Source organism: Actinomadura madurae (genome assembly GCF_900115095.1).
In the GTDB taxonomy this organism is placed as follows: domain Bacteria; phylum Actinomycetota; class Actinomycetes; order Streptosporangiales; family Streptosporangiaceae; genus Spirillospora; species Spirillospora madurae.
In genome coordinates this window covers 226,079-246,970 of the sequence record NZ_FOVH01000005.1, presented here as the reverse complement: position 1 = coordinate 246,970, position 20,892 = coordinate 226,079, and the positions used below count along the sequence as shown (strand labels likewise).

Annotated in this window: 27 protein-coding genes and 2 pseudogenes; 18 read left to right on the top strand and 11 right to left on the bottom strand. The window is 69.9% G+C overall.

The features are described 5' to 3' along the window. Positions 1 to 67: 67 nt before the first annotated feature. Positions 68 to 814: a TetR/AcrR family transcriptional regulator gene (locus tag BM339_RS17295; RefSeq protein ID WP_021598032.1), complete on the bottom strand. Its 747-nt coding sequence runs from the start codon at positions 812 to 814 to the stop codon at positions 68 to 70. Positions 815 to 916: 102 nt separating this feature from the next. Between BM339_RS17295 and BM339_RS17290 the strand changes: the two genes are divergently transcribed. The 5 genes and pseudogenes from BM339_RS17290 (at position 917) to BM339_RS17265 (ending at position 5,201) form a co-directional block, all read left to right on the top strand. Beyond that, positions 917 to 2,104, top strand: a complete 1,188-nt coding sequence (locus tag BM339_RS17290; protein ID WP_075021499.1) for a cytochrome P450 — start codon at positions 917 to 919, stop codon at positions 2,102 to 2,104. 825 nt (positions 2,105 to 2,929) lie between these two features. Continuing rightward, positions 2,930 to 3,238: an ArsR/SmtB family transcription factor gene (locus tag BM339_RS17280; RefSeq protein WP_218163666.1), complete on the top strand. Its 309-nt coding sequence runs from the start codon at positions 2,930 to 2,932 to the stop codon at positions 3,236 to 3,238. Between the two features lie 104 nt (positions 3,239 to 3,342). Next, positions 3,343 to 4,326, top strand: a complete 984-nt coding sequence (gene arsB / locus BM339_RS17275) for an ACR3 family arsenite efflux transporter (RefSeq protein ID WP_235206339.1) — start codon at positions 3,343 to 3,345, stop codon at positions 4,324 to 4,326. A 30-nt stretch (positions 4,327 to 4,356) separates the two neighbouring features. Further along, positions 4,357 to 4,557 (top strand): annotated as a pseudogene (locus BM339_RS52630) (three-helix bundle dimerization domain-containing protein); the annotation flags it as partial. Positions 4,558 to 4,778: 221 nt separating this feature from the next. Continuing rightward, the gene (locus BM339_RS17265; protein WP_021598038.1) at positions 4,779 to 5,201 is read left to right on the top strand and encodes an arsenate reductase ArsC; all 423 of its coding nucleotides are present in this window, start codon (positions 4,779 to 4,781) and stop codon (positions 5,199 to 5,201) included. A gap of 52 nt (positions 5,202 to 5,253) precedes the next feature. On the opposite strand, the gene BM339_RS52470 is transcribed toward BM339_RS17265, so the two are convergent. Together BM339_RS52470 and BM339_RS52465 are read right to left on the bottom strand one after the other, a co-directional pair. After that, positions 5,254 to 5,442 (bottom strand): YnfA family protein, encoded by a 189-nt coding sequence (locus BM339_RS52470; protein ID WP_337959919.1) that lies wholly within the window; start codon positions 5,440 to 5,442, stop codon positions 5,254 to 5,256. A gap of 29 nt (positions 5,443 to 5,471) precedes the next feature. Further along, positions 5,472 to 5,660 carry a YnfA family protein gene (locus BM339_RS52465; RefSeq protein ID WP_021598039.1) on the bottom strand — a complete coding sequence of 63 codons (189 nt, stop codon included), beginning with the start codon at positions 5,658 to 5,660 and terminating at the stop codon, positions 5,472 to 5,474. Here BM339_RS52465 and BM339_RS49900 point away from each other — a divergent pair. After that, positions 5,659 to 5,916, top strand: a complete 258-nt coding sequence (locus BM339_RS49900) for a hypothetical protein (protein ID WP_075021496.1) — start codon at positions 5,659 to 5,661, stop codon at positions 5,914 to 5,916. The two genes, BM339_RS52465 and BM339_RS49900, sit on opposite strands and share 2 nt — an antisense overlap. A gap of 19 nt (positions 5,917 to 5,935) precedes the next feature. Here BM339_RS49900 and BM339_RS17245 read toward each other — a convergent pair whose 3' ends face one another. Further along, positions 5,936 to 6,316, bottom strand: coding sequence for an ArsR/SmtB family transcription factor (locus BM339_RS17245; RefSeq protein WP_021598041.1), 381 nt, complete (start codon positions 6,314 to 6,316; stop codon positions 5,936 to 5,938). Between the two features lie 76 nt (positions 6,317 to 6,392). Here BM339_RS17245 and BM339_RS17240 point away from each other — a divergent pair, with 76 nt between their 5' ends. The 4 genes from BM339_RS17240 (at position 6,393) to BM339_RS17225 (ending at position 10,939) form a co-directional block, all read left to right on the top strand. Further along, positions 6,393 to 7,472 carry a flavin-containing monooxygenase gene (locus BM339_RS17240; protein WP_075021634.1) on the top strand — a complete coding sequence of 360 codons (1,080 nt, stop codon included), beginning with the start codon at positions 6,393 to 6,395 and terminating at the stop codon, positions 7,470 to 7,472. Between the two features lie 202 nt (positions 7,473 to 7,674). Then, the gene (locus tag BM339_RS17235) at positions 7,675 to 9,348 is read left to right on the top strand and encodes an FAD-dependent oxidoreductase (protein ID WP_083597686.1); all 1,674 of its coding nucleotides are present in this window, start codon (positions 7,675 to 7,677) and stop codon (positions 9,346 to 9,348) included. A gap of 4 nt (positions 9,349 to 9,352) precedes the next feature. After that, the gene (locus tag BM339_RS17230) at positions 9,353 to 10,726 is read left to right on the top strand and encodes an MFS transporter (RefSeq protein WP_256255383.1); all 1,374 of its coding nucleotides are present in this window, start codon (positions 9,353 to 9,355) and stop codon (positions 10,724 to 10,726) included. A gap of 6 nt (positions 10,727 to 10,732) precedes the next feature. Further along, a complete protein-coding gene (locus BM339_RS17225) occupies positions 10,733 to 10,939 on the top strand; it encodes a hypothetical protein (RefSeq protein ID WP_075021494.1) in 207 nt (68 codons plus the stop codon). Positions 10,940 to 10,985: 46 nt separating this feature from the next. Here BM339_RS17225 and BM339_RS49895 read toward each other — a convergent pair whose 3' ends face one another. The 3 genes from BM339_RS49895 to BM339_RS17210 form a co-directional block, all read right to left on the bottom strand. Continuing rightward, positions 10,986 to 11,297 (bottom strand): tannase/feruloyl esterase family alpha/beta hydrolase, encoded by a 312-nt coding sequence (locus tag BM339_RS49895; RefSeq protein ID WP_256255390.1) that lies wholly within the window; start codon positions 11,295 to 11,297, stop codon positions 10,986 to 10,988. 14 nt (positions 11,298 to 11,311) lie between these two features. Next, on the bottom strand, positions 11,312 to 11,773 hold the full coding sequence (locus tag BM339_RS17215; protein WP_083597726.1) for an AMP-binding enzyme: 462 nt from the start codon (positions 11,771 to 11,773) through the stop codon (positions 11,312 to 11,314). Positions 11,774 to 12,279: 506 nt separating this feature from the next. Next, positions 12,280 to 13,470, bottom strand: a complete 1,191-nt coding sequence (locus tag BM339_RS17210; protein ID WP_218163665.1) for a hypothetical protein — start codon at positions 13,468 to 13,470, stop codon at positions 12,280 to 12,282. 64 nt (positions 13,471 to 13,534) lie between these two features. Here BM339_RS17210 and BM339_RS51425 point away from each other — a divergent pair, with 64 nt between their 5' ends. The 3 genes from BM339_RS51425 (at position 13,535) to BM339_RS50680 (ending at position 14,509) form a co-directional block, all read left to right on the top strand. Beyond that, positions 13,535 to 13,657 (top strand): hypothetical protein, encoded by a 123-nt coding sequence (locus BM339_RS51425; protein ID WP_021593300.1) that lies wholly within the window; start codon positions 13,535 to 13,537, stop codon positions 13,655 to 13,657. Between the two features lie 162 nt (positions 13,658 to 13,819). Continuing rightward, positions 13,820 to 14,008 (top strand): hypothetical protein, encoded by a 189-nt coding sequence (locus BM339_RS50685; RefSeq protein ID WP_218163664.1) that lies wholly within the window; start codon positions 13,820 to 13,822, stop codon positions 14,006 to 14,008. Positions 14,009 to 14,137: 129 nt separating this feature from the next. Continuing rightward, positions 14,138 to 14,509 (top strand): integrase core domain-containing protein, encoded by a 372-nt coding sequence (locus BM339_RS50680; RefSeq protein WP_256255382.1) that lies wholly within the window; start codon positions 14,138 to 14,140, stop codon positions 14,507 to 14,509. Between the two features lie 7 nt (positions 14,510 to 14,516). On the opposite strand, the gene BM339_RS17195 is transcribed toward BM339_RS50680, so the two are convergent. Continuing rightward, positions 14,517 to 15,515, bottom strand: a complete 999-nt coding sequence (locus BM339_RS17195) for a nucleoside hydrolase (protein ID WP_021593297.1) — start codon at positions 15,513 to 15,515, stop codon at positions 14,517 to 14,519. Positions 15,516 to 16,040: 525 nt separating this feature from the next. On the opposite strand from BM339_RS17195, the gene BM339_RS17190 reads away from it, so the two are divergent. Together BM339_RS17190 and BM339_RS52625 are read left to right on the top strand one after the other, a co-directional pair. Next, the gene (locus BM339_RS17190) at positions 16,041 to 16,361 is read left to right on the top strand and encodes a hypothetical protein (protein ID WP_143118474.1); all 321 of its coding nucleotides are present in this window, start codon (positions 16,041 to 16,043) and stop codon (positions 16,359 to 16,361) included. Between the two features lie 197 nt (positions 16,362 to 16,558). Next, complete coding sequence (locus BM339_RS52625; protein ID WP_369076951.1) at positions 16,559 to 16,900, top strand: ATP-binding protein; 342 nt, start codon at positions 16,559 to 16,561, stop codon at positions 16,898 to 16,900. 6 nt (positions 16,901 to 16,906) lie between these two features. On the opposite strand, the pseudogene BM339_RS17180 reads toward BM339_RS52625, so the two are convergent. The 3 genes and pseudogenes from BM339_RS17180 to BM339_RS17170 form a co-directional block, all read right to left on the bottom strand. Then, positions 16,907 to 17,676, bottom strand: a pseudogene (locus BM339_RS17180) (transposase family protein). A 156-nt stretch (positions 17,677 to 17,832) separates the two neighbouring features. Then, positions 17,833 to 18,441 carry a GAF domain-containing protein gene (locus BM339_RS17175; protein ID WP_075021489.1) on the bottom strand — a complete coding sequence of 203 codons (609 nt, stop codon included), beginning with the start codon at positions 18,439 to 18,441 and terminating at the stop codon, positions 17,833 to 17,835. Beyond that, on the bottom strand, positions 18,438 to 18,632 hold the full coding sequence (locus BM339_RS17170) for a hypothetical protein (protein ID WP_075021488.1): 195 nt from the start codon (positions 18,630 to 18,632) through the stop codon (positions 18,438 to 18,440). The genes BM339_RS17175 and BM339_RS17170 overlap by 4 nt, the downstream gene beginning before the upstream one ends. Before the next feature lie 313 nt (positions 18,633 to 18,945). Here BM339_RS17170 and BM339_RS17165 point away from each other — a divergent pair, with 313 nt between their 5' ends. The 3 genes from BM339_RS17165 to BM339_RS17155 all read left to right on the top strand — a co-directional run bounded on the left by BM339_RS17165 (position 18,946) and on the right by BM339_RS17155 (position 20,828). Next, the gene (locus BM339_RS17165; protein WP_075021487.1) at positions 18,946 to 19,425 is read left to right on the top strand and encodes a DUF5994 family protein; all 480 of its coding nucleotides are present in this window, start codon (positions 18,946 to 18,948) and stop codon (positions 19,423 to 19,425) included. Positions 19,426 to 19,524: 99 nt separating this feature from the next. Beyond that, positions 19,525 to 19,803, top strand: coding sequence for a hypothetical protein (locus BM339_RS17160; protein WP_143118473.1), 279 nt, complete (start codon positions 19,525 to 19,527; stop codon positions 19,801 to 19,803). Positions 19,804 to 20,270: 467 nt separating this feature from the next. Continuing rightward, complete coding sequence (locus BM339_RS17155) at positions 20,271 to 20,828, top strand: DUF5994 family protein (RefSeq protein WP_143118472.1); 558 nt, start codon at positions 20,271 to 20,273, stop codon at positions 20,826 to 20,828. Positions 20,829 to 20,892: the final 64 nt, after the last annotated feature.

Below are 20,892 nucleotides of genomic sequence, written 5' to 3'. Positions count from 1 at the left end.
AATCATGGGCGACGGACGAACACCGCATCTGCCATGCGAGTCCGGCGTGGAGGGTCCTCGGCCGCCCTCAGTCCCGCTGCGCCGACAGCAGCGTCTCCAGGGCCGTGACGTCCTGCTTGAGCAGTTCGACCACGCGGGCCACCCCGGTGCCGGACGCCTCTCGCGGGTCGCCCGCCAGCACCGTCGCCACCGCCATACCCGCCAGCTCCGTCACGACGCGCCGATCGGCCTCGTCGTCACCGGGCTTGTGCCACCAGGCGACCCAGTTGCACAGGCCGATGATGCCGAGCGCCGCGACGCGGGGATCGACCGCGCGCAGCTCGCCGGTTCCGATGCCTTCGGAGATGAGCGCGGTGAACTCGCGCAGCACGTCCCGCCGCGCGGTGTCGTAGGCCTCGGAGATCTCGTCCGGGAGGTCGGCCTCGGACCGGATCAGCAGCCGGAACCGCTCGGGGTGCCGCGCCTGCAGCCGCGCCACCGACGCCGCCATCTCCCGCAGCCGGTCGGCGACGGACAGGTCCTCGCGCATCCGCGTCTGCCGCAGTTCGCTCGCCGGCCCGACGGCGACCTCCTTGACCAGCCGCAGCAGGAGCGCTTCCTTGCTGGGGAAGTAGTGGTAGAGGGCCGGGCGCGTCAGCCCGGTCTCCCGGGCGATGTCCTGAAGGCTCGTCCCCGCGTAACCGCGCGCGGCGAACAACTCGGTCGCCGCGTCGAGGATCTGCCCCTCGACGAGCGAGCGGCGCGTCCCCGCCGCCGGAGCCTCGGCTCGCTTCGCGCGGCGCCCTTTCGATGTGTTCTTCCCCTCTGCGTTCACACGGCGAACCCTAGCGACTCCTTGTCATGACGTTGACGTTCACCACAGACGTTGAATAATCTACGCAGGTGTCAAATGTCACATGCTTCGAAGGAGGCTCGCATGGACGGTGGCAAGAGCGCGGCGTTCGATCCCCTGGCGGTCGCCCCGGTCGACGTCCTGCGGCGCGGCCTGGCCGAGCAGCGCGCGTCGGGCTGCCCGGTGTCGCACGTTGCTCCCGGGCTGGGCTTCGTGTCACGGCACGAGTTCGCCCGCAAGGCCCTGCTCGACTCGGACGCGCTGAGTAACGAGGGCAACTTCGTACTGGAGGGTGACGGGGACGGACCGCCGCCGCCGTCCCTGATCACCCAGAGCGATCCCCCCGAGCACACCGCCCTGCGCGACCTGCTGCGCCCCGGCTTCGCCCGCACCCCGATCGCCGAAGCCACGCCGTGGATCACCGAGCGGGTGCACGAGCTGGTCGGCGCGCTGCCCGACGGCGGTCCGGCCGACGTGGTCGGCGACATCGCGCTGCCGCTGACCGCGACGGTCATCGCCCGGCTGGTCGGCGTACCGAACGAGGACGCCGACGAACTGGCCCGGCTCTCCCTGGCCATCACCGCGATGCTGCCCGCGAGCTTCGTCGGCAGCGACGAATGGCGGCGGCTGGAGTCGTACTTCACCGCCGCGGCCGTTCAGCGCCGCGCAGCCGCCGAGCAGCCCGACGACCTGCTGACCCGCCTGGCCGCAGGCCGGATCGACGGGCGCCCGCTCTCGGACCGGGAGGTCGCGTTTCACGCCTGGCAGCTTTTCGTCGCCGGACTCGAAAGCACCGCGTACACGATCGGCTCGACCGTGTACCAGCTGCTCAGCGTCCCGGACCGCTGGAAGGCTCTTCTCGCGGACCGCTCCATGCTGCCCGACGTCCGCGAGGAGGGGCTGCGGCACGGATCGGCCATCCGCTGGGTCTTCCGCACAGTGCGCCGTACGGCCGACCTCGGCGGCGAACCGCTCCAGGCCGGCGACCGCATGATCATCGGCCTGGAGTCGGCGAACTTCGACACGGCGGTGTTCGGCCCGGACGCCGACGAGTTCGACCCGCGGCGCCGCACCGCGCGCCGTCACATGTCCTTTGGCCACGGCATCCACCTGTGCCTCGGCGCCGAACTCGCCCGCCTGGAGATCTCCGCGACGCTGGAGGTCCTCCTGGACCGCCTGCCCGGACTCCGCCTCCTCACCCCCGACGCCCCCTACCAGGAGGTCCAGAGCCCGATGTTCTGCGGCCCCCAGCGCCTGGACGTCACCTGGTGACCGAGCGGACGGCAAGCCACCCTCCGCCGGATGGGCATTAGCGTCTGAGGCCCGCCTGGGGCCACAAACAGCGACCTCCATCCGCGCCTGGTCGGCGCCGACAGGCCTCACCATCCGACCCCCGGGTGGGTGGCGCCTCGGCGGGGTGGCGGAGACCTGGCCAAGGCGGTTCGCGCCGCGGTGGTCGACAAGCGGGCCGGTGGCATGGGCCTGACCGTCGGACGCGAGTCCTTTCAACGTCCCCGGCCCCGATTGAACGGCGCCACCACCGTCGCCAACCAGGGCCTGGCCGCCGGGGCCGCCAAGTTCACCCCCTGGAAGGCTGCTGGTACGGCGACGGCGGCATCTACTTCAATTCCACCAGCGGAGGCGACGCCAAGAACGGCGACGCCCCAGGCGCCGACGGGTTCCGCGAGGGCTACGGGCAGGTCTGGTGCTTCCACCCTGTTCGTCAACACCCTCGGCTCCACCACCGACCTGACACCGCCCGGCCGTACCTATGCCATCACCGGGCCCTGGCGCCGCGGCCGCTTTGACCAACCGGATCCGGCAGAGCGGACCGGCCACGGGCCAGACAGCCCCAGGCCGGCACCCCTGTTCCAGTCGCGCTAGGGATTTGAAGGGATCGCCCTAACGTGACTGGGCTCGGGGGCTGCACTGGCCCGGCAGTTTGCGGCCGCACCGGCCTGCCGCGGTGACCAACGGTGTGCACTAGACGGAAGGCGGTGGACGGTCACGGCGTGCGGGCGTGATGCGCCGCACTTTGTCCAGCTCAGTGCCGGTGGGTGGGACCGCGGTGACTTGTCGTTGTATCATTTTGTGGTGATGTCAGTTCAAACTGATCTATTGAGGACGCTGGCCGACCCGCTGCGCGCCCAGATCGTGTCGCTGCTGGCCGCTGAGGCGCTGTGCAACTGTCACCTCGTGGAGGAGACCGGCGCCAGGCAGACCAACATCTCCAACCATCTGCGGGCGATGCGTGAAGCCGGACTGGTGGAGACCGAGCCCTGCGGGCGGTTCACCTACTACCGGCTGCGGCCCGAAGCGCTGGAGCAGGTGGCGGGTGAACTCGGCGAGCTGGCGGCCGCCGCCCGCGACGTCCAGACCCACCGGCGAAAGAGGCCGTGCACGTGACCAGCACGCAGGACTCCGGCACCACGACTCGTCCGCGGGAAGCCGGGGTGGTCGCGGGGCTGTCGACCCTCGACCGGTTCCTGCCGGTGTGGATCGTCGCGGCGATGGTGATCGGTCTCGGGCTGGGACGCGCCGTCCCCGGGCTGGACGACGCGCTCGCCAAGGTCGAGGCCGGCGGGATCTCGCTGCCGATCGCCCTGGGCCTGCTGGTGATGATGTACCCGGTGCTGGCCAAGGTCCGTTACGACCGGCTCGACACCGTCACCGGCGACCGCCGCCTGATGCTCGCCTCGCTCGGGCTGAACTGGCTGATCGGCCCGGCGGTGATGTTCGCGCTGGCCTGGATCTTTCTGCCCGACCTGCCCGAGTACCGCACCGGCCTGATCATCGTCGGGCTGGCCCGGTGCATCGCGATGGTCATCATCTGGAACGACCTGGCGTGCGGCGACCGGGAGGCCGCCGCCGTGCTGGTCGCACTCAACTCTGTCTTCCAGGTCATCGCGTTCGGTGCGCTCGGCTGGTTCTATCTGCAGGTCCTGCCCGGTTGGCTGGGGCTGGCGACCGACGAGGCGGACTTCCCGGCCGGCAAGATCGTGGTGAACGTGCTGGTCTTCCTGGGCATCCCGCTGGCGGCCGGATACCTCACCCGCCGCCTCGGCGAACGCGCCCGCGGACGCACGTGGTACGAGGACCGGTTCCTGCCCCGGATCGGCCCGGTCGCGCTGTACGGGCTGCTGTTCACCATCGTCATCCTGTTCGCCCTGCAAGGCGACACCATCACCAACCAGCCGGTCGACGTCGCACGCATCGCCGTCCCGCTGCTGGTCTACTTCGCGCTGATGTGGGGTGGATCCTTCGCCCTCGGCCGCGCCGTCCGGCTGCCCTACCCGCGCACCGCGACGCTGGCGTTCACCGCCGCCGGCAACAACTTCGAGCTGGCCATCGCCGTCGCGATCGGCACCTTCGGTGTCACTTCCGGCCAGGCGCTGTCGGGTGTGGTCGGCCCGCTTATCGAGGTCCCTGTCCTGGTGGGGTTGGTGTACGTGTCGCTGTGGCTGCGTCGCCGGTCCCTGGCCGCCGGGCGGTGACGCGGCGATGACCCGCATCGGCCTGGAGACGTGCGGGGGAGGCCCACGGTGACCGTCACACCCGGCGACGCGCTGCTGGACCGCATCGCCGCGCGGCTGGCCGACCGGTTCCACGGTCTGGTCTCCGCCGAGACCGCCCGCCGTCTGGTCGCCGAGTCCTACCGGCAACTGCGCGGCACCTCCAAAGTCGGCGCCCATCTGGTGGTGCTGGCCGAGCGGTTCGCCGCCGAGCGGCGTCACGCTGGGCTGCGGCGGCGCCTGCCCGCTCCTGCCCGGCACCCGGTATCTGGACTGGGCCGTCCCCGACCCCGCCCACCAGCCGCCGGCCGAGATCCGCCGCATCCGCGACGAGCTCGACCTGCTCGTCACCGACCTGCTCACCACCCTCGACCAACCCGACCCCGGCCGACCCGGCCTCGACCAATCCAGGCTCGACCAGCGAAGGAACACCGATGCCTGATCAGTCTCGCTCTGCCAAGCCCAGCGTCCTGTTCGTCTGCGTGCACAACGCCGGACGCTCCCAGATGGCCGCCGCCTACCTCACCCACCTGGCCGGCGACCGGGTCGAGGTCCGCTCCGCCGGATCGGAGCCCGCCGACCAGGTCAACCCCGCGGTGGTGGCCGCGATGGCCGAGGAGGGCATCGACGTCTCCGCCGAGACTCCCAAGATTCTCACCGTGGACGCCGTCCAGGCCTCCGACGTGGTCATCACCATGGGCTGCGGCGACACCTGCCCGGTCTTCCCCGGCAAGCGCTACCTGGACTGGACCCTCGACGACCCCGCCGGGCAGGGCGTCGACGCCGTCCGCCCCATCCGCGACGAGATCCGCAAGCGCGTCGAGAACCTCCTCGGCGAGCTCCGCCCGGAGAACTGAAGAGTCGGCGGACGGGCGGTACCGGTGACAGGTTCGAGGGCGTACATGATGATCAGATAGGTGCCGACCAGGCAGACCAAGGCACCAGCGATGTTCCAGCGGTCGGGCCGGTAGCCGTCGAGGACCATTCCCAAGCCAGCGGGTCGGCGACGAACACGCCGCCGTAAGCAGCGAGGACGCGGCCAAATTCAGCGTCGGGTTGGAAGGTGGCGACGGAGCCGTAGACGCCGAGCGCGACGATCCACCAGGGCCTTTGTGCTCGCGGATGCCCTACCAGATCAGCTGGGCGCCGTCGATCTCGGCGAGCGCGGTCAAGGCGAACAGGACCAGGGACCGGATGCCCGTCGTGATCGGAACCTCAGGCTCGGCCATCTCCTGCCGGGTGCGTCCGGCATCGCCGCCGCAGGCGTCGGGTACGCGGCACGCCGGATGCGGTGGCGGCCACCACATCACCGCCATGGCGGTCTCCTACATCACCTTGCTGACGGCCTTCGACGTCGACAACGGCCCCCGGCTGCCGCTCTGGAAACTGCTGCCCCCGATCACCTTCTGGTTCCTGCCCGCCGCGATCGGCCGCTGGCTTCGGGCGCTGTCCGAGGAGATGACGGTTCAGCGGCTCGGCCCGGACGGTGAATCGGTGGCCGTGCGGCTGCGGATCGACGTGGACGCGTTCGCCTCGGCCCGTGGCGCTGCAGGGCGCCCCGGTCCGAAATAGGCTAGGGGCCACTCCGCGATCAGCAGCAATGCTGGAGATACGCCTGCAGGTTGGACAGAGCGGAGGCGACGGTCTCCTTATCGGCGCGATACAGAACGACCTTGCCTTCCCTGCGGGAGGTGAGGATGCCGCCCTTTTTCAGCTCAGCGAGTTGCTCGGAGGCCCGGGGCTGGCTGATTCCGGCGAGCTGGGACACCTGGTTCACCGACAGCTCCGCGCCCCGGGCGAACAACAGCATGATGCGCTGCCGGGTTGGGCTGGCCAGCGCCTTGAGGAAGTCGTGCACGGCAGGGCTGAGCTCGACCGGCTCTTGCTGTTCGTCGGGCGCTGTCGTGCCGGACGCTGCGCAGGCAGCCATGCAGGCGTCCGGAGCGGCGGGCACGGTCGAGGTTTGCGGCATGGATCCTCCCCTCCAGCGTCATTCAACCACATACCGCTGCTTTGACATATCTCTAATCACGTATATGTTCTCGGGCATGACCACATCAACCGATCCAGTCGTCATCGTCGGAGCCGGGCAGTCCGGCCTGGCCGCAGCGCGTGCCGTGCGTGATGCGGGCATGCGGCCCCTCGTCCTGGAGGCCGGCGATCGCCCCTCAGGTTCCTGGCCGGGCTACTACGACAGCCTCACGTTGTTCTCTCCCGCCCGCTACAGCGCGATGCCCGGCTTCCCCTTCCCCGGCGATCCCGACCGCTATCCGACGCGCGACGAGGTCGCCGACTACCTGGATAGTTACGCCGCCCACCTCGACGTGGAGATCCGTACCGGGACACGAGTCAGCGATGTCGAATCCCGTGGCAGGGGGTTCGTCGTCCAGACCGCCGACGGTCAGGCCATCCCCGCCGCCGGGATCGTCGCCGCCAGCGGCTCCTTCGGCAAGCCGTACCAGCCCGTCCTGCCAGGCCAGGAGGACTACACCGGCGAGATCCTGCACGTCGCGCAGTACCGTCACCCCAAGCGATACGCCGGCCAGAGAGTCGTCGTCGTAGGAGGCGGCAACTCGGGCGTCCAGGTGGCCTACGAACTGGCCGAGGTCGCTTCGGTGACCATCGCGACCCTGCAGCCGATCTCCTTCATGCACCAGCGGATCGGCGGCCACGACCTGCACCACTGGCTCGAGACCAGCGGCTTCGACCTGCTTTCCGGCCCATGGCTCGGGCACCTCGTGCCTGGCCCGCTCGTGCTCGACACCGGTGACTACCGCAACGCCCTGGAATCAGGCCGGTTCGACCGTCAGCCGATGTTCACCGCATTCGACGGCGACGGGGTCGTCTGGCCGGATGGGCGGCGGGAGAAGGTCGACGTGGCCCTGTACGCCACCGGATACCGGCCCGATCTCGGCTACCTGCGCTCACTGGGAGCTCTGGACGACGCGGGGTTGCCCGCACACGTCCACGGGATCTCCGTCACTCACGCCGGGCTGGTCTACCTGGGGCTGGAGTTCCAGCGCTCGTTCTCCTCCAACACCGTGCGCGGAGTGAGCCGCGATGCCGACTACGTCGCCGGTCAGCTCGCCGCCTACATCCACGATGCGGCCGGCGCCATCGGACTCTGACGAAAGGTACGCGGCGCGCTCGTTCGCCTCAGCGACCCGCGTCACCTTCCACGACGACCGTGGGGGAATCTGCATCAGCGTGCCGTGCGGACCCTCACCGCAACCGAGTGGCCACCGCCGCCACCGCACCTGTCTCGGACCCGAACCGCCCGTTCCACGGGCCACCCGTGCAAAGCCACCCGCACAACGCAGCGAGGAGATCATGAGCGAGAACGACCAGTCCCAGGAGCCCACCGAGCAGGCGCCCGAGCCGGCGGCCGGGGGCAGCCGCTGCGGGGTCAGCAGCTGCTGCGCCGACACCGAGCAGCCCCCGGACCCGGCGGTCACCGTGATCGGGGCCAAGACCAGCGCCGGGGGCGGCTGTGCTGACAGCGCAGACTCCGGCGATCTGCCGGTGGTGGTCATCGGGGCGGGACCGGTCGGACTGGCCGCTGCCGCTCATCTGGCGGAACGCGGCCTGGACTTCGTGGTCCTGGAGGCCGGCGAGGCCGCCGGGGCGGCGATCTCCGAATGGGGACACGTCCGGCTGTTCTCGCCGTGGCGGTACGACACCGACGCCGCCGCTCGCCGACTTCTGGAGCCCACTGGATGGACGCTGCCCGATCCGGAGGCGCTGCCGACCGGCGCCGAGCTGGTCCGCGACTACCTGGCCCCGCTGGCCAGGGTGCCTGAGCTGGCCGAACGGATCCGCACCGGCACCCGCGTGGTCGCCGTCGCCCGGCGCGGCGTGGACGTGACCCGCACCGTCGGCCGCGACGAGCAGCCGCTGCTGGTCCGCACCGTCGGCCCGGACGGCGCCGTCACCGACCTGACCGCCCGCGCCGTCATCGACGCCTCGGGTACCTGGGGCCGCAGCAACCCGCTCGGCCACTCCGGCCTGTCCGCCCCGGGCGAGGACCAGGCCGCCCCTTACCTGACCGGGCCGCTGCCGGATGTGCTGGGCCGCGACCGCGACCGCTTCGCCGGCAAGCACGCCCTGGTCGTCGGCATGGGCCATTCGGCCGCCAACACCCTGCTCGCCCTCGCCGAACTCGCCAAGACCGCGCCGGGCACCCGTATCACCTGGGCCGTCCGATCGGCGTCGGTCGCCCGTTCGTACGGCGGCGGCGACGCCGATGGTCTCCCGGCGCGCGGCGCGCTGGGCACCCGCCTCAAGGCCGCCGTGCAGGGCGGGGAGATCGAGTTGGTCCGGTCCTTCACGATCACCGGTTTCGCCGCACCCGCCGGCGGCCCCGCTACCGGGCCCGTCCAGGTCGCCGGCACCACCCCGGACGGAGAGCGCGTCATCGAGGCCGATGCCGTGGTGGCGGCCACCGGGTTCCGGCCCGACCTGGACATGCTCCGCGAAGTCCGGGTCGAGCTCGACCCGGCCACCGAGGCGCCGGTCCGCCTCGCGCCGGTGATCGACCCCAACTTCCACTCCTGCGGCACCGTCCCCCCGCACGGCGAACGCGACCTCGTCCACCCCGAGACCGGCTTCTACCTGGTCGGGATGAAGAGCTACGGCCGGGCCCCGACCTTCCTGATGGCCACCGGATACGAGCAGGTCCGCTCCATCGTCGCCGCCCTGGCCGGAGACCGGGCCGCGGCCGACGCCGTCGAACTCGACCTCCCCGAAACCGGCGTCTGCTCCACCAACCTGATCACTGAGGACCAGCTGCCCGGCGCCGCCGCCGACGGCTGCGGCACCTCCTGCGGCACCGAACCCGCCGAGACACCGGCCGCGGTCACCGCGGACGAAGCCGGAGGCGGCTCGTGCTGCGGCGGATCGGCGCCCGAGCCGGTCGCCATCGGCATCGGCGCTCCCGCCGGACTGGGCTTTGCGACCGGAAGCGTGCACGGCTATTCCGGCGACGCCGAACGAGGCGACAACTAGCCCCGTGAGCCGCGAATCCTCAGTCCCGGTGTCGGCGGCGGCCCGCCCCGCCGTCGACACCGGTGTCGCCTCCCGCGTCCCGTTGCTCGCGCTGTGCGTCACCGAGATCACCAGCTGGGGCGTCCTCTACTACGCTTTCCCGGTCCTGGCTCCGGGGATCAGCCGCGACACCGGCTGGTCCACCAGCGCCATCACCGCGGCGTTCTCAGCCGCGCTGATCCTGGCCGCGCTCGGCGGCATCCCGCTCGGCCGCGCGCTGGACCGGCACGGCCCCCGGCTGCCGATGACCGGTGGCTCAGTGCTCGGCGTCCTTGCCGTCATCGGCCTGGCCGCCGCGCCGAACCTGGGCTGGTTCGTGGCCGCGTGGCTGCTGGCCGGGACCGCGATGACCGCCGTGCTCTACCAACCCGCGTTCGCCGCCCTCACCCGCTACTACGCCCCCCACCACCTGGGTGCCCTGACCACCCTCACGCTCGTCGCGGGCCTGGCCAGCACCGTCTTCGCACCCCTCACCAGTGCCCTGGCCACCCAGATGTCCTGGCGGGCCGTCTACCTCGTCCTCGCCGTCGTCCTGGCCGCCGTGACCATCCCCCTGCACTACCTCGCGCTGCGCCGCCCGTGGCCGCCGCCCATCGAGCACGGCACCGCCTCCGCGGACGATGCCGCGGACGATGGCGATGTCGGCCGCGACGACGGCAGTGACCAGGTGGGCGCCGCGGTGCACACGGTGGTGCGCAGTACGCCGTTCCTGCTGCTGACCACGGCGTTGACATTGTCGGCGTTCTCGATGTTCGCCGTGCTGACCAACCTCATTCCGCTGCTCACCGCGCGCGGGGCCTCCAGTGGCATCGCCGCCTGGGCACTCGGCCTCGGCGGCGTCGGGCAGGTCGCCGGTCGGCTGGGCTACCGTGCCCTGGTCCGCCGCAGCAGCGTCCGGACCCGCACCGTGTGCATCCTGGCCGGCTCCGCCGTCACCACCTTCGTGCTGGCCGCGGTGCCCGGCCCCCTTCCGCTGCTCATCGCCATCGCCGTGCTGGCCGGCACCACGCGCGGCATCGCCACCCTGCTGCAGGCCACCGCCGTCTCCGACCGGTGGGGCACCGCCGCCTACGGCTCCCTGTCGGGCGTCATGGCCGCGCCCGTCACCATCGCCGGCGCCATCGCCCCCGCCGCCGGCGCCGCCCTGGCCGCCGGCCTCGGCGGCTACCCCGCCCTGTTCATCGCGCTCGCCGCCGCCGCGGCGCTGGCCGCCCTGGCGGCCATCGGCAGCATCCCCCGCCGCCCTGTCGCCACCCCCGCAACCGGCCCCAGCGCCAAGAGCTTCCAGACGCCCGACAAGAAAGCCACCGAGGACTACATCACCGGAAAATTCGGATGAACATCGGTGACCCGTCAACGACCCACCCGCGCCCACACCACCGTCCGCCCGCAGACCATCGGGCGGCCGCAGACCATCGGGCGGCCGCGCATCCTGCAGGCCAACGGCGTCGAACTCGACCTGGACGGCTACCAGGTCCGTGTAGACGGCCAGCAAATCGAGACCGACCACGACCACCCCACCCTCGTCGGCGCCATCCGCGGTCGCGGTTAGATTATTCGACCTCGGCGACTGGTAGGTCTGAGCCTTTCCTGATCGCTTACCGGACGTTGTGGTGCGGCCGCGGGGTTTCGCATCGGAAGTTCTCGGCCTTCTCGACGCTGCCGCCAAGATGATTACCTGCGGGGTAGGGGCAGAGTGGCCGCGTTCGTCCCGTTGCGGCATTGGTGGCGAGGATCTGGTCGGGAGCGATGCCGTGGCGAAGCCATTTCTCCATCGCGGTCAGAGTGCCGAAGGAGGTTGTGCCGGGGCCGCCGCCGCACTGGAACATTCCAGGCACCATGAAGAGCCGGGCGAAATCGCTCACCGTTCCCGGTCGTGTCTTCCTTGCGACGGCGTCGTAATAACGGATGAGGGTCTTGGGGTTCAGGGCCGGGTCGGCCCAGCCCTGGACTTGGGGGCCTTCACCGGCCCCAGCGCCTCCCGGCAGGTGGCGATGACGAGCGCCGGGTCGATCTCGTGGCCGTTCTTGGGCTCGACCACCGCCGTGACCGCTTCGCCCCACTTATCGTCGGGGAGACCGATCACGGCACAGTCGTTGACGCCGGGGAGCGTGTGGATGACCTGTTCGACCTCCCGCGGGAAGACGTTGAAGCCGCCACTGATGATCATGTCCTTCTTGCGGTCGACGATGTAGATGAACCCGTCGGCGTCGCGGTACCCGATATCGCCGGTGCCGTGCCAGCCGCCTTGCCGGCGTGTCTCGGCGGTGGCGGCGATCTGCTCCGGGCCGAGGAAGGTGCAGATGAAGGGCGATTCTGCTTGCCCGTAGACCTGGATCGACTTGGCAAGGCGTTCGCACCGGTTCGATTGCAGCGTCGTGGGCATCGTGAACGAGTTCACCTACCTGGCAGAGATCCCCCGCACTATCCGGCTCAGGACCCGCGGGAGCGGCGCTGCGCCTGGCGGCCACCCTTGTGGCTCGGTCTGCCGAAAGCTCGTCAGTTCCGACCGAGAACTGCACGCGTTAGTGAAACGGCGGCAAATTGGCATGTAGCCCCGGGTTTCGATGAATGGGTCGACGTACAGGAGGTGTAAATGCCGTGGTGCGGACGGAAAGGAACTTTCTTCCCGCTGCCCACAGTTGCGTCACGAGGGCGCCACGTGGAATCCGCGGCACGGTACCTGGTACTTCTACCTGGAGCTCGACGCCGGTCCGGGTGGCAATCGCCGTCGGATCCGCCGTGGCGGGTTCACTACTCAAAAGGGATCCGGGGACAGGATCGCGCACCGAGCCGCCCCGTGCCGAGCTGGCCGGGCTTCCGCCGCACCGCCGGACGATCGGAGCGGCGACCTGCTGTCTTCGCCAGGACAGCCGGAAGGACCGCAGGACGTCAACCCGAGCACGGAGAAGAGGCTCGGCGGCGTTGAGGAGAGCCGTCCCGGTGCGAACCACCGTTCGGGGGGACGAGCAGCTTTGAGCACCGGGCACGGGCTGTTGCCTCATTCCCGGTGCGGGAGGTCCCACAGATGGAGAGCGGTCTGATCCTTGGAGACCGTGCACCAAGCGTCTTTTCCTGCCGACAGGGGAGGCCCCGAGACAGGGAAGGGGTAGACGACTGATCCTCGCAGGGCCATTGTGTGTGGGTTGACGAGCCAGTGGCGGGGGACCTTCGCGTAGTACTCGGTGCCGGCCACGGCGATGTCGTCGTACGGGAACGCCGCTTCGAAGTCCCAGCGAGCGCGGTCGTCTCCCGAAGGAGGGGTACGGCGTCCCCGGCGTTCAGTCGCCGTAGTTCCGTGCCGTCTTCCGCCTGGTGGAGGTAGAGGGCCCACTGCCCCGTATCCGTCGTCAGGAAGTGCTCCCCGGACGGACTCACCGCGAGAAAGACCTCCTCGACGAATCGCTGGACGGTGAGCTGCGTACCGTCCCAGCGTCCCCACAGCACGGGTGAACTCTCCTCGCCCTCCGCGATGGACAGCCCCATGTACGCCGGATCGGGGTGAGGAAAGTGGAAGGAGCCCGATCCCACGGTCATCGTCGCGACCCGGGCCAGCAGCGAGCCGTCGGCGGCGTCGAGGATCAGCCATTCCTCCTCGGTGTCGTGCCCCATGTGGCCGCGGACGTGAGCCCACAGGACCTTGCCGTCGGAGGAGAAGGCCGCCGAGCCGCTGTCGGCGTGGCCGTGGTGGTAATCGTCGGCGTACTCGGAGAACGAGGCATGGGCCGTCGTGCACACGGCGGCGGACCAGCAACCGTGGCGGATCTCCCACAGCACGGCGCCGGTCGAATCCACGGCCCGCAAGGCGTGCACGCCGGCGAACACGGCGACATCACCGGCGGGAGAGACCGCCACTGAGCCGTACCGGCGAGGCCACGGCGCGGGAAAACGGGCCTCCGCCCCCGCCCCCTCCAGGTCGCGGACGGCCAGTTCGGTGTCCCCGCGCTGCACCAGCAGCCTGCGCCCCGGCCAGTGCAGTACCCGTGGGCCGTCCGCCGAGGCGGGGTCGAGCGGAGCGGCGGCGGTGGCCAGGAGACGGGCGGCGAACCGGGCGGCTCCCTCACGGGTGGCAATGGGCGTCACAGCCGCATGCTTTCACACCCGCCGGACGGTGCATCCGGCCTGGAATCGCCCACACCGGCTGCGGATGGCCGTCCATCGCGGGGACTGCGTCCGCGACGAGCACAGGGTGATCAGCCCCGCCCTGAACCTGCGGTTCCGGCTCCTCAACGCCCCCGTCCTGAAAGGTGAGGTGCCCCGGCTTCCGTGATGGGAGGCAAGCCAGGAGGAGCTCCTGTCGCTCGCACGGCCGGACACAGTACTGCGCTGGCACCGGGACCTGATCTGGGGCGGGCACGCCGCCCGATCCGAACCCAAGCGGCCGGGCCGGCCACCGACCGTCCGCTCCATACGGTTGCTGGTACTGCGACTGGTGCGAGAGAACCCGAGCTGGGGTTATCGGCGGGTGCACGGCGAGTTGCTGGTGCTCGGCATCAACGTGGCGCCTTCCACGGTCTGGGAGATCCTCAAGGAGGCCGGCATCGATCCGGCACCTGAGCGTTCGGTCACCACCTGGGCCGGGTTCTGGGCGCCACCGCCCACCCGACCGCAGCGTGAGTGACCCGGGCGGCGCGGAACTTGGTCATGGACCTGGAGGATGCCGGCTGCCGGGCACGGTTCCTGATCCGCGACCGGGACGGCAAGTCCCCGACTGTTCGACGCTGTCCTGGTCGATGCCGGAATCCAGACGGTGCTGAGCGGGGTGCGGATACAGAGGGTGAACGCGGTGATGGAGCGGTGGGTGCAGACCTGCCGCCGTGAACTCCTGGACCGCATGTTGATCTGGAACCAGCGGCACCTGCTTCACGCACTCGGCGAGTTCGAGACCCACTACAACACGCATCGGCCTCACCAGGGCATCGCCAACGCCCGCCCGTTGAGGACGCTGCCTCCACCGATCATCGAACCAGACCAGATCGCCCACCTGAACATCCGGGTCGGTCGCCGGCGGCATGGAGGCCGCCTGGCTCACGGTCTTCATCTCCTCCGTCACGGTCCTGTTCGCTCTCCAGCCGGAAGTAGCCCGACCGAGTCGCACGCGCTCAAGGTCGGCCCGCCGTGACTCCCGGTTATCTCCGGCCGTTGAGGGTGTTCAGGAAACGTTCCTCGAAGGTTGCTCTGTCGGCGGCGACGCCGTAGGTCATCGACCGCCCCTTCGGGGAGAGGAAAGTGCGTCCGGCCGCCGGGCCGTCGGTCACGACATCGACACGTCCGGTGGTGGACTTGACGATCTCAGGGTGGACGGTGGTCATCGCGGCCAACGGATCCCACCAGAACAACAGGCCGGCCGAGATCAGCGGCTCAATGTCCGGGTGCGTGTAGGCCTTGAAGACGATGTCGGCCGCCGGCGTATGGTGATCTGCGCGGAGCCGGTCGAGGAACTCCTGGGTAATGGGCACGTCGTCGGTGGCGTTGAGCGGCATCAGGTGCACCGGCTGGGGATTGTGCCTGATGACGGTTTGCGAAGCGGCGGGGTCGATCCAGTAGTTGAACTCCTGCGTGCCGTCGAACTCCGGCGGGGTGCCACAGCAGAGGTTTCCCGGCACGCCGATGGCGCCGCCCATCGACGTGATCCGCCCCGCTGCTTCAGGCAGCGCGGCCGCCACATTGCTCAGCGGCCCGGTGACGACAATCCGGGCCCCCGGCTCTTCTTTCAGCACGCGCCGGATCAGTTGCGGAGCGCGCACCCGCGAGGGCGTTTCCGTCGCGTCGCATCCCGGGGTCACTGACGTGACCACCCTGTCGACGGTTTGCAGGATCTCCTCAGGAAACGTGTTGGGGGCGGAGTTCGAGCCGTCGGCCACCCGGACGCCGTGCAGCCCGAGCCGTTCGACCACGCAGCGGGCGTTGCGGATCGCCCGCCCAGGCAGCCCTCCGCCGTTGTTGACAACTGTGACGGCGCGCAAGTCGATTCTGCCCAGCCGGTGTTCCTCGGCGAGGTAGGCCAGCGCGGCCACGTCGTCGTAGTCCATATCGGTATCGAAGATGATCACGGGCGGCCTCGGGCCCTGCGCATGCGCGCTCACCGGGAGCAGCAGCGGTAAGGCGAGGAGCACGGCGCCCAGCATTCGCCTCACAAGTCTCTCCCTGTCAATGATGTGATTTCCCATAGAGCCGCCACGGGGGCGCATCAAGCTGTGACCAGCAAGATAAGGACGGAGCCGACTCACGTCATGTCCTACCGGGAGAGCCGGTGTTCAGCCATAATTGTGTCTCCTCGCTGCTTCTCGAAGTGATCAAGTGTGTACCATCGGCTTGTTTCACTTCGGCTTCATGCCTGGTAGAAGAACCTGAGTTCGCGATGGGTGCGGCACTCCCGGTGTGGGCCGGGCGGCTCACCGCACGCGGAGCCGATCGAGGGCGGCCTCGTCCCAGCGCATGCCGTGTCCCGGCCGGCCCGGCAGGCTGATGCGTTCTCACATGGCGAGATGACCAGCGGTGATCGGCGGCGGGTTCCAAGTCTGGTTCAGCAGGGCGTTCGACATGGCGACGGTCATCACGGTCGGGCTGTGGCAGCTGGGTTCGGCGGGCGCTGCGCTCCTGGTCTGCTTGGACCAGTACCGCTCGCCGGCGGGGGGGTGGCCATCTGGGGCGTGCAGCTCCTGCTCATCGCCGTCGGTGCCGTGCTGCTGCTGCGCAAAGCGGGCGATGACCGCGCCGTCGGGATGTTGGTCTCGGTCGACCTGCTCACGGGGCTGGCGATGTCGGTCAATTGCCCCGGCGAGCTGATGCTGCGGATCAATTGGACGTGGGCCACGGTCGGCCTGATCGGTGTGCTCCTGCTGCTCTACCGGCCGATGAGCACGTTCGTCTTGTTCCAGGCGGTGAACGGGGGGATCGTGATGCCCATGTGTCTCCCCGAACCGCACCCTTCAGGCCAAAGAAAGCCTCGTTGTCCGGTTCAAAATCCCTGAGATCACCTCACTAGAGCTATTTCCGAGGAGCCTCGGCTGCTTCCGTGCGCAAGTGTCTCCCAGCCCCGATCGAGACAAGCGTGATCATCGAGCACCGCAAGGAGTCGAACGTCGCCCTGGAGCACGAGATCCGAGCGCTGCGAAATCGGCTGTTGCGATGATTGCGATCCGGCAGCCCCGACCGGCTGGACCTCGGCGTGCAACTGGTCGCCTTCCGCATCCTGCAGGAGGCCCTGACCAACACCCTCAAGCACGCCGCCCCGCGCACCACCGTCGACCTGAGCCTGGCGGCCGACCCCTGCCAGGTCCACATCGTCGTGCACGACAGCGGCCCGACCGACGACGAACCCGCGCCGGCGGCCACCCGGCCTGAGCGCCGTTCTAACAGTCGCCTCAGGTTCGCTCAGTATGAAGAAGGCATCGCCGGGCGACGCAGGTCTCGGCCTCGCCGGCATGGCCGAACGCGCCGCGCTCTACGGCGGCACGGTCAGCGCCGGCCCCGCAGTGGACGAACGGCTGGACCGTCTACTCGACCCTGAGCCTTTTCATCCTCGGGTGGCTTCGTAGTTCTGTAGGACGGCGATGGCCTTGACGAGGTGGCCGGCCTTGCCGGGGCTGCAGCGGAGCCTGCGGAGGAGCCGCCACTCTTGAGCTGGGCGTTTGCGTTCGCCGGGGCCGCGGAGCCTGGCGTGCGAGGGTTGGCCTGCTTCTGGGCCTCGGGCTTGTCGCGTCCCTTGTACGGGGTGAAGACGACGCAGGCCTCGGCGCCTTGATAACCCTTGTCGGCCGGCGTGATGATCCCGGTCTTGTCCAGCTCGCGCAGGATGCCCCACACGCGGGCGGCGGTCAGGTCGTGCGTCCGGCCGGGCAGCGCCCCGGACGTCCACAGGATCGCCCCGTCAGGGCCGGCGATGACCTGCACGTTCATTCCATGGCAGCGGTGCTTGGCCGAGTAGTACGGCCGGTCGGCCCGCACCCGGTCGCACGCGATGAGCGTGCCGTCCAGCACCAGCAGGTGCAGCCCGTCCTGTCTGGCCTTGCGCGGCGCCGCCGCCAGCTTCGGTGACCGCGCCGACAGCAGCGCCACCGCCTCCTGGACATACCGCCAGGCTGTGCTCGTCGACACCTCGGCCCCGGCCCCGAGCTCGGCGAACGTCTGGCCTTTGCGCAGGTGGGCCAGCACCAGCAGGGCCTGCTGCCCGGGGTTGAGCAACCGCCAGGTCGACCCGATCGCCTTGCGGTGCCGCCGGATCACTCCGGCCAGGTAGTTCAGCGTTGGACGCAACAAATCGACGGCGGCGCGATAGAACAGCATGCGGAGCCCCTGGTTCGGACGTGGTGGTTGTGGTGATCAACTCGTCTACCAGGGGTTTCTTCACGTCGCCCGCCGAACGTCCCCATCGCGATCATGCCGTGATCGGTGCCCGCCCAGACGGATGAAAAGGGGTCAGTGAATCCCCGCTAGCGCATGTCACATTCGCGTGGGCCGCGGCGGGGGCAGTGCGATGATCTGTGCGGCCGCGGGGTCCGGAAGGTCGGTCGCGCGGCGGTCCTCGGCCAGCTGGACCAGGCGGGCGGAGGTGTCGGCGAACAGCAGCAGCTGGCGGGCGGTGGATGAGCTGAACGCCTCCGCGCCCGGCCGTCCGAGGACGGCGAGCACACCGCGCGTGGCCTCCCCGGTGTCCAGCGGCAGGATCAGGATCGGGCCGGCCGGCAGGCCGCTGAGCGTCTGGTCGGCGACGATCCGCGCGGACAGCGCCCGGCGGGAACTGAACGCGCGGCCGAGCATCGACCGGCCGCGTCGCACTGTCAGCCCGCGTATCCGGTCGCTGCCTGCACCGACGGCGACATCGATCCGCAAGGTGTGGGCTTCTTTGGTGGGCAGGGCGATGAACGCCAGCGGAACGCCCGCCATGGCGCGGGCCCGCTCGGCCACGAGCGTCAGGAGCCTGGGCAGGGCGACCCCGTCCAGAACTGCCGCCATGAGGCCGAACGACGCGGCCAGCCGCCGTCCGTCGGCCGCGCCCCGGGACATGTTCGGCGGCCCCCAGACGGTCGCCGGCAGATCGTCGCCTGTCACGTCGTAATCCCGCTCTTCTCGGCCGCCCGGTCGGCGGCCTGCAGCGCGACATGCGGGCGCTCGCGCAAGGACGGGGTGGAGGAGACGTCGAGTTCGCCGCTGACGATGTGGTCGGCGCGCCGTTCAAGGGTCAGGCCGGCGGCCCCGGGAAGGCGGCCGATAGTCTGGACGGGATGGTGTTGCGGCGTCATAGCGCCGGACCTGTCTGGCCCTAAGAGGGGCCTGCGATTCGAGAAACCAGGGGACGCGGGCTTGGCCGCCCGCATCGAGAAATCCCTCGTCGCCACGAGTTTACGCCCTTGGCATGCCATCGCGGTGCTATCCACAAGCCGTCGCGGCGCCGGTGAGTTTTGCCGGTCACTGGTAAGCCTACAAATCCAGATGTGCACATTCCGTGACGTACACTCGTGATGTCGGGGGCATTTCGCGCGCGGGCCGCCATGCCGGCGCCGTCCCCGGCGGTATACGAACCGGTCTCGTTCTGACCGAGAATGGGGCCCTTCCATGGCCCGCGAAACCACGCAGCTCGACCTGGCGCCCGCCACACCCTCGTCGGCCGAGAGCGCGATGCCGCCGGCGCCACGCCTGCGGCTGGCCCCTGGCCGCGCGGGACGCGGAGTCATGGACGGCGGCTGGTGGCCTCGATCCCGGAACACCACCGCCGAACTCACCGAACTGGTGGCCGCCCTGACCGAGCCGGGGAACACGGTCACCCGCGTGAACATCGACTTCGACGACTGGGACGCCGTCCCGCTCCGCATCATCGTCCGGGGGCGCGAGGTCAGGGTGGGCTGGCTGGCCCACCGCGAACACATGGTCGCGGTCACCACTGGCCGCGCGGACCCGATCCTGCTTCTCGTCATCCCACCGGGAGCGGCGCCCTCTTCGGCGGAGGCTGCTCTGGCCAGGTCCGTGGTCGAGACCGGTGTCGCGATGCCGCAGGAGATCCTGGCCTCCTGCGACATCTCCACCCGCCGCGGTTGAGCCGCCCGTGAGGCCGACGATCTCGCCGGTGACCGGAGGTGGGTCGCGTCAAAGCCCTGCCTCGCCGCACGCCCGATTGGACAATCGGGCATATTCGCCGTGTTCGGCCGCGTCGAAGGAAGCCCGGCCGGGCCATGGCATTTGCGCTGGTGCAACGCCGGTTATCCCCCGCCCCTGCTGAGCACCGGCGACGGCGGCACGCATTTCCCGGACGAGCACCGACCGCTCCTCGGCGAGCCTGATCTCACCGGGACACGCCTCGATGGCTCCCACCTGGCCCAGCTCTCCCTGCCCGACCTGTGCGACAAGCTCCTGGAGCGCGTGGAGCCCTGCTGCGAGGACGACGTGCCGCTCCTCGCCCTCCGCACCCCCAGCTGACCAGTGCCGGCGCGCCCCGCCCTCGGAACCCCCGAGAGGCCTCCTATCCTCGACGGGAATTGATGCTGACTGAGAGTGTCCATCCGGAAACCGAAATCGTCGCCGGAAGCGGAGATCCCGCCCCTTCACTGGACGCGGAATGTGGGTGCTGGCCCCGGCCGAAGTGAAGTAAAGGTACAGGGGAGGCAATCAAAGTTTACTTCAGATACCGGTAATATCGGACGCTTCGAGGGTAAGATAAAGGTATTCGGTAAACAATGACATACCCCTTCTTGGGGTGATCCGCTTTACCGGCTCACCACGAACAAGGGGCACTGCTCACGTCGATAACCCCGTGCATCTGCGGGGCACCACTGATCCATCGGGTCGGTCCGTCCTGATGAACAACCCGCCCTGGGGTCTCCATCCGAGGCTCCCGGGGAAAGGGGCACAGATTCATGCGAATCGCCGCTGAACGAAGAACGACCATGAGCCTCTCTGCGTACTCGACTCCCCGGCTGACCTTGCGGCCGTCCGCGCCTGCCGACCGCACCGGCCCGGGCCGCACGCCACTGGACGGCGGCTGGTGGCCCCGTTCGGCCGATCCGGTCGCCGAACTGCCCGGGCTCGTTCTGGCCTTGCAGGCCCACGGCCCGCCGGACGGGCATCGGCCCATCGCCCACATCATGCTGCGGGCGGCCGACTGGGACACCCACCCCCGCCGACTCCGCGTCGAGGGCCCGAACGACACAAGGGAGGTTCGGCTCAGCTGGTTCCACAACCCCGCCGCCGGGCTGCTCACCGCGATCTACGCCGACGGCCACCGCATCGACCTGCTCACCGTCCCGGCCCCCACCGGCCGCACGGCGGCTCGGGCGGCCCTGGAACTGGCGGCCCACCCCGCCAACCATCTGTCCGCCCCCGACCTGCTGGCCGCCCTGGCCGTACCCGCAGACCCGCATGATCCGGCCTGGACCGGATCGGCAGCCCGAAGCGTCTGGGAGTCCGAAGGCGGACGACTGTGCGAACATCCGGCAGCACGCTGAACCGCACGGCACCCGGGGACGCCCCTGTGGCGGATCGTGGACGGGCGGACGGCTGGCGGTCCAG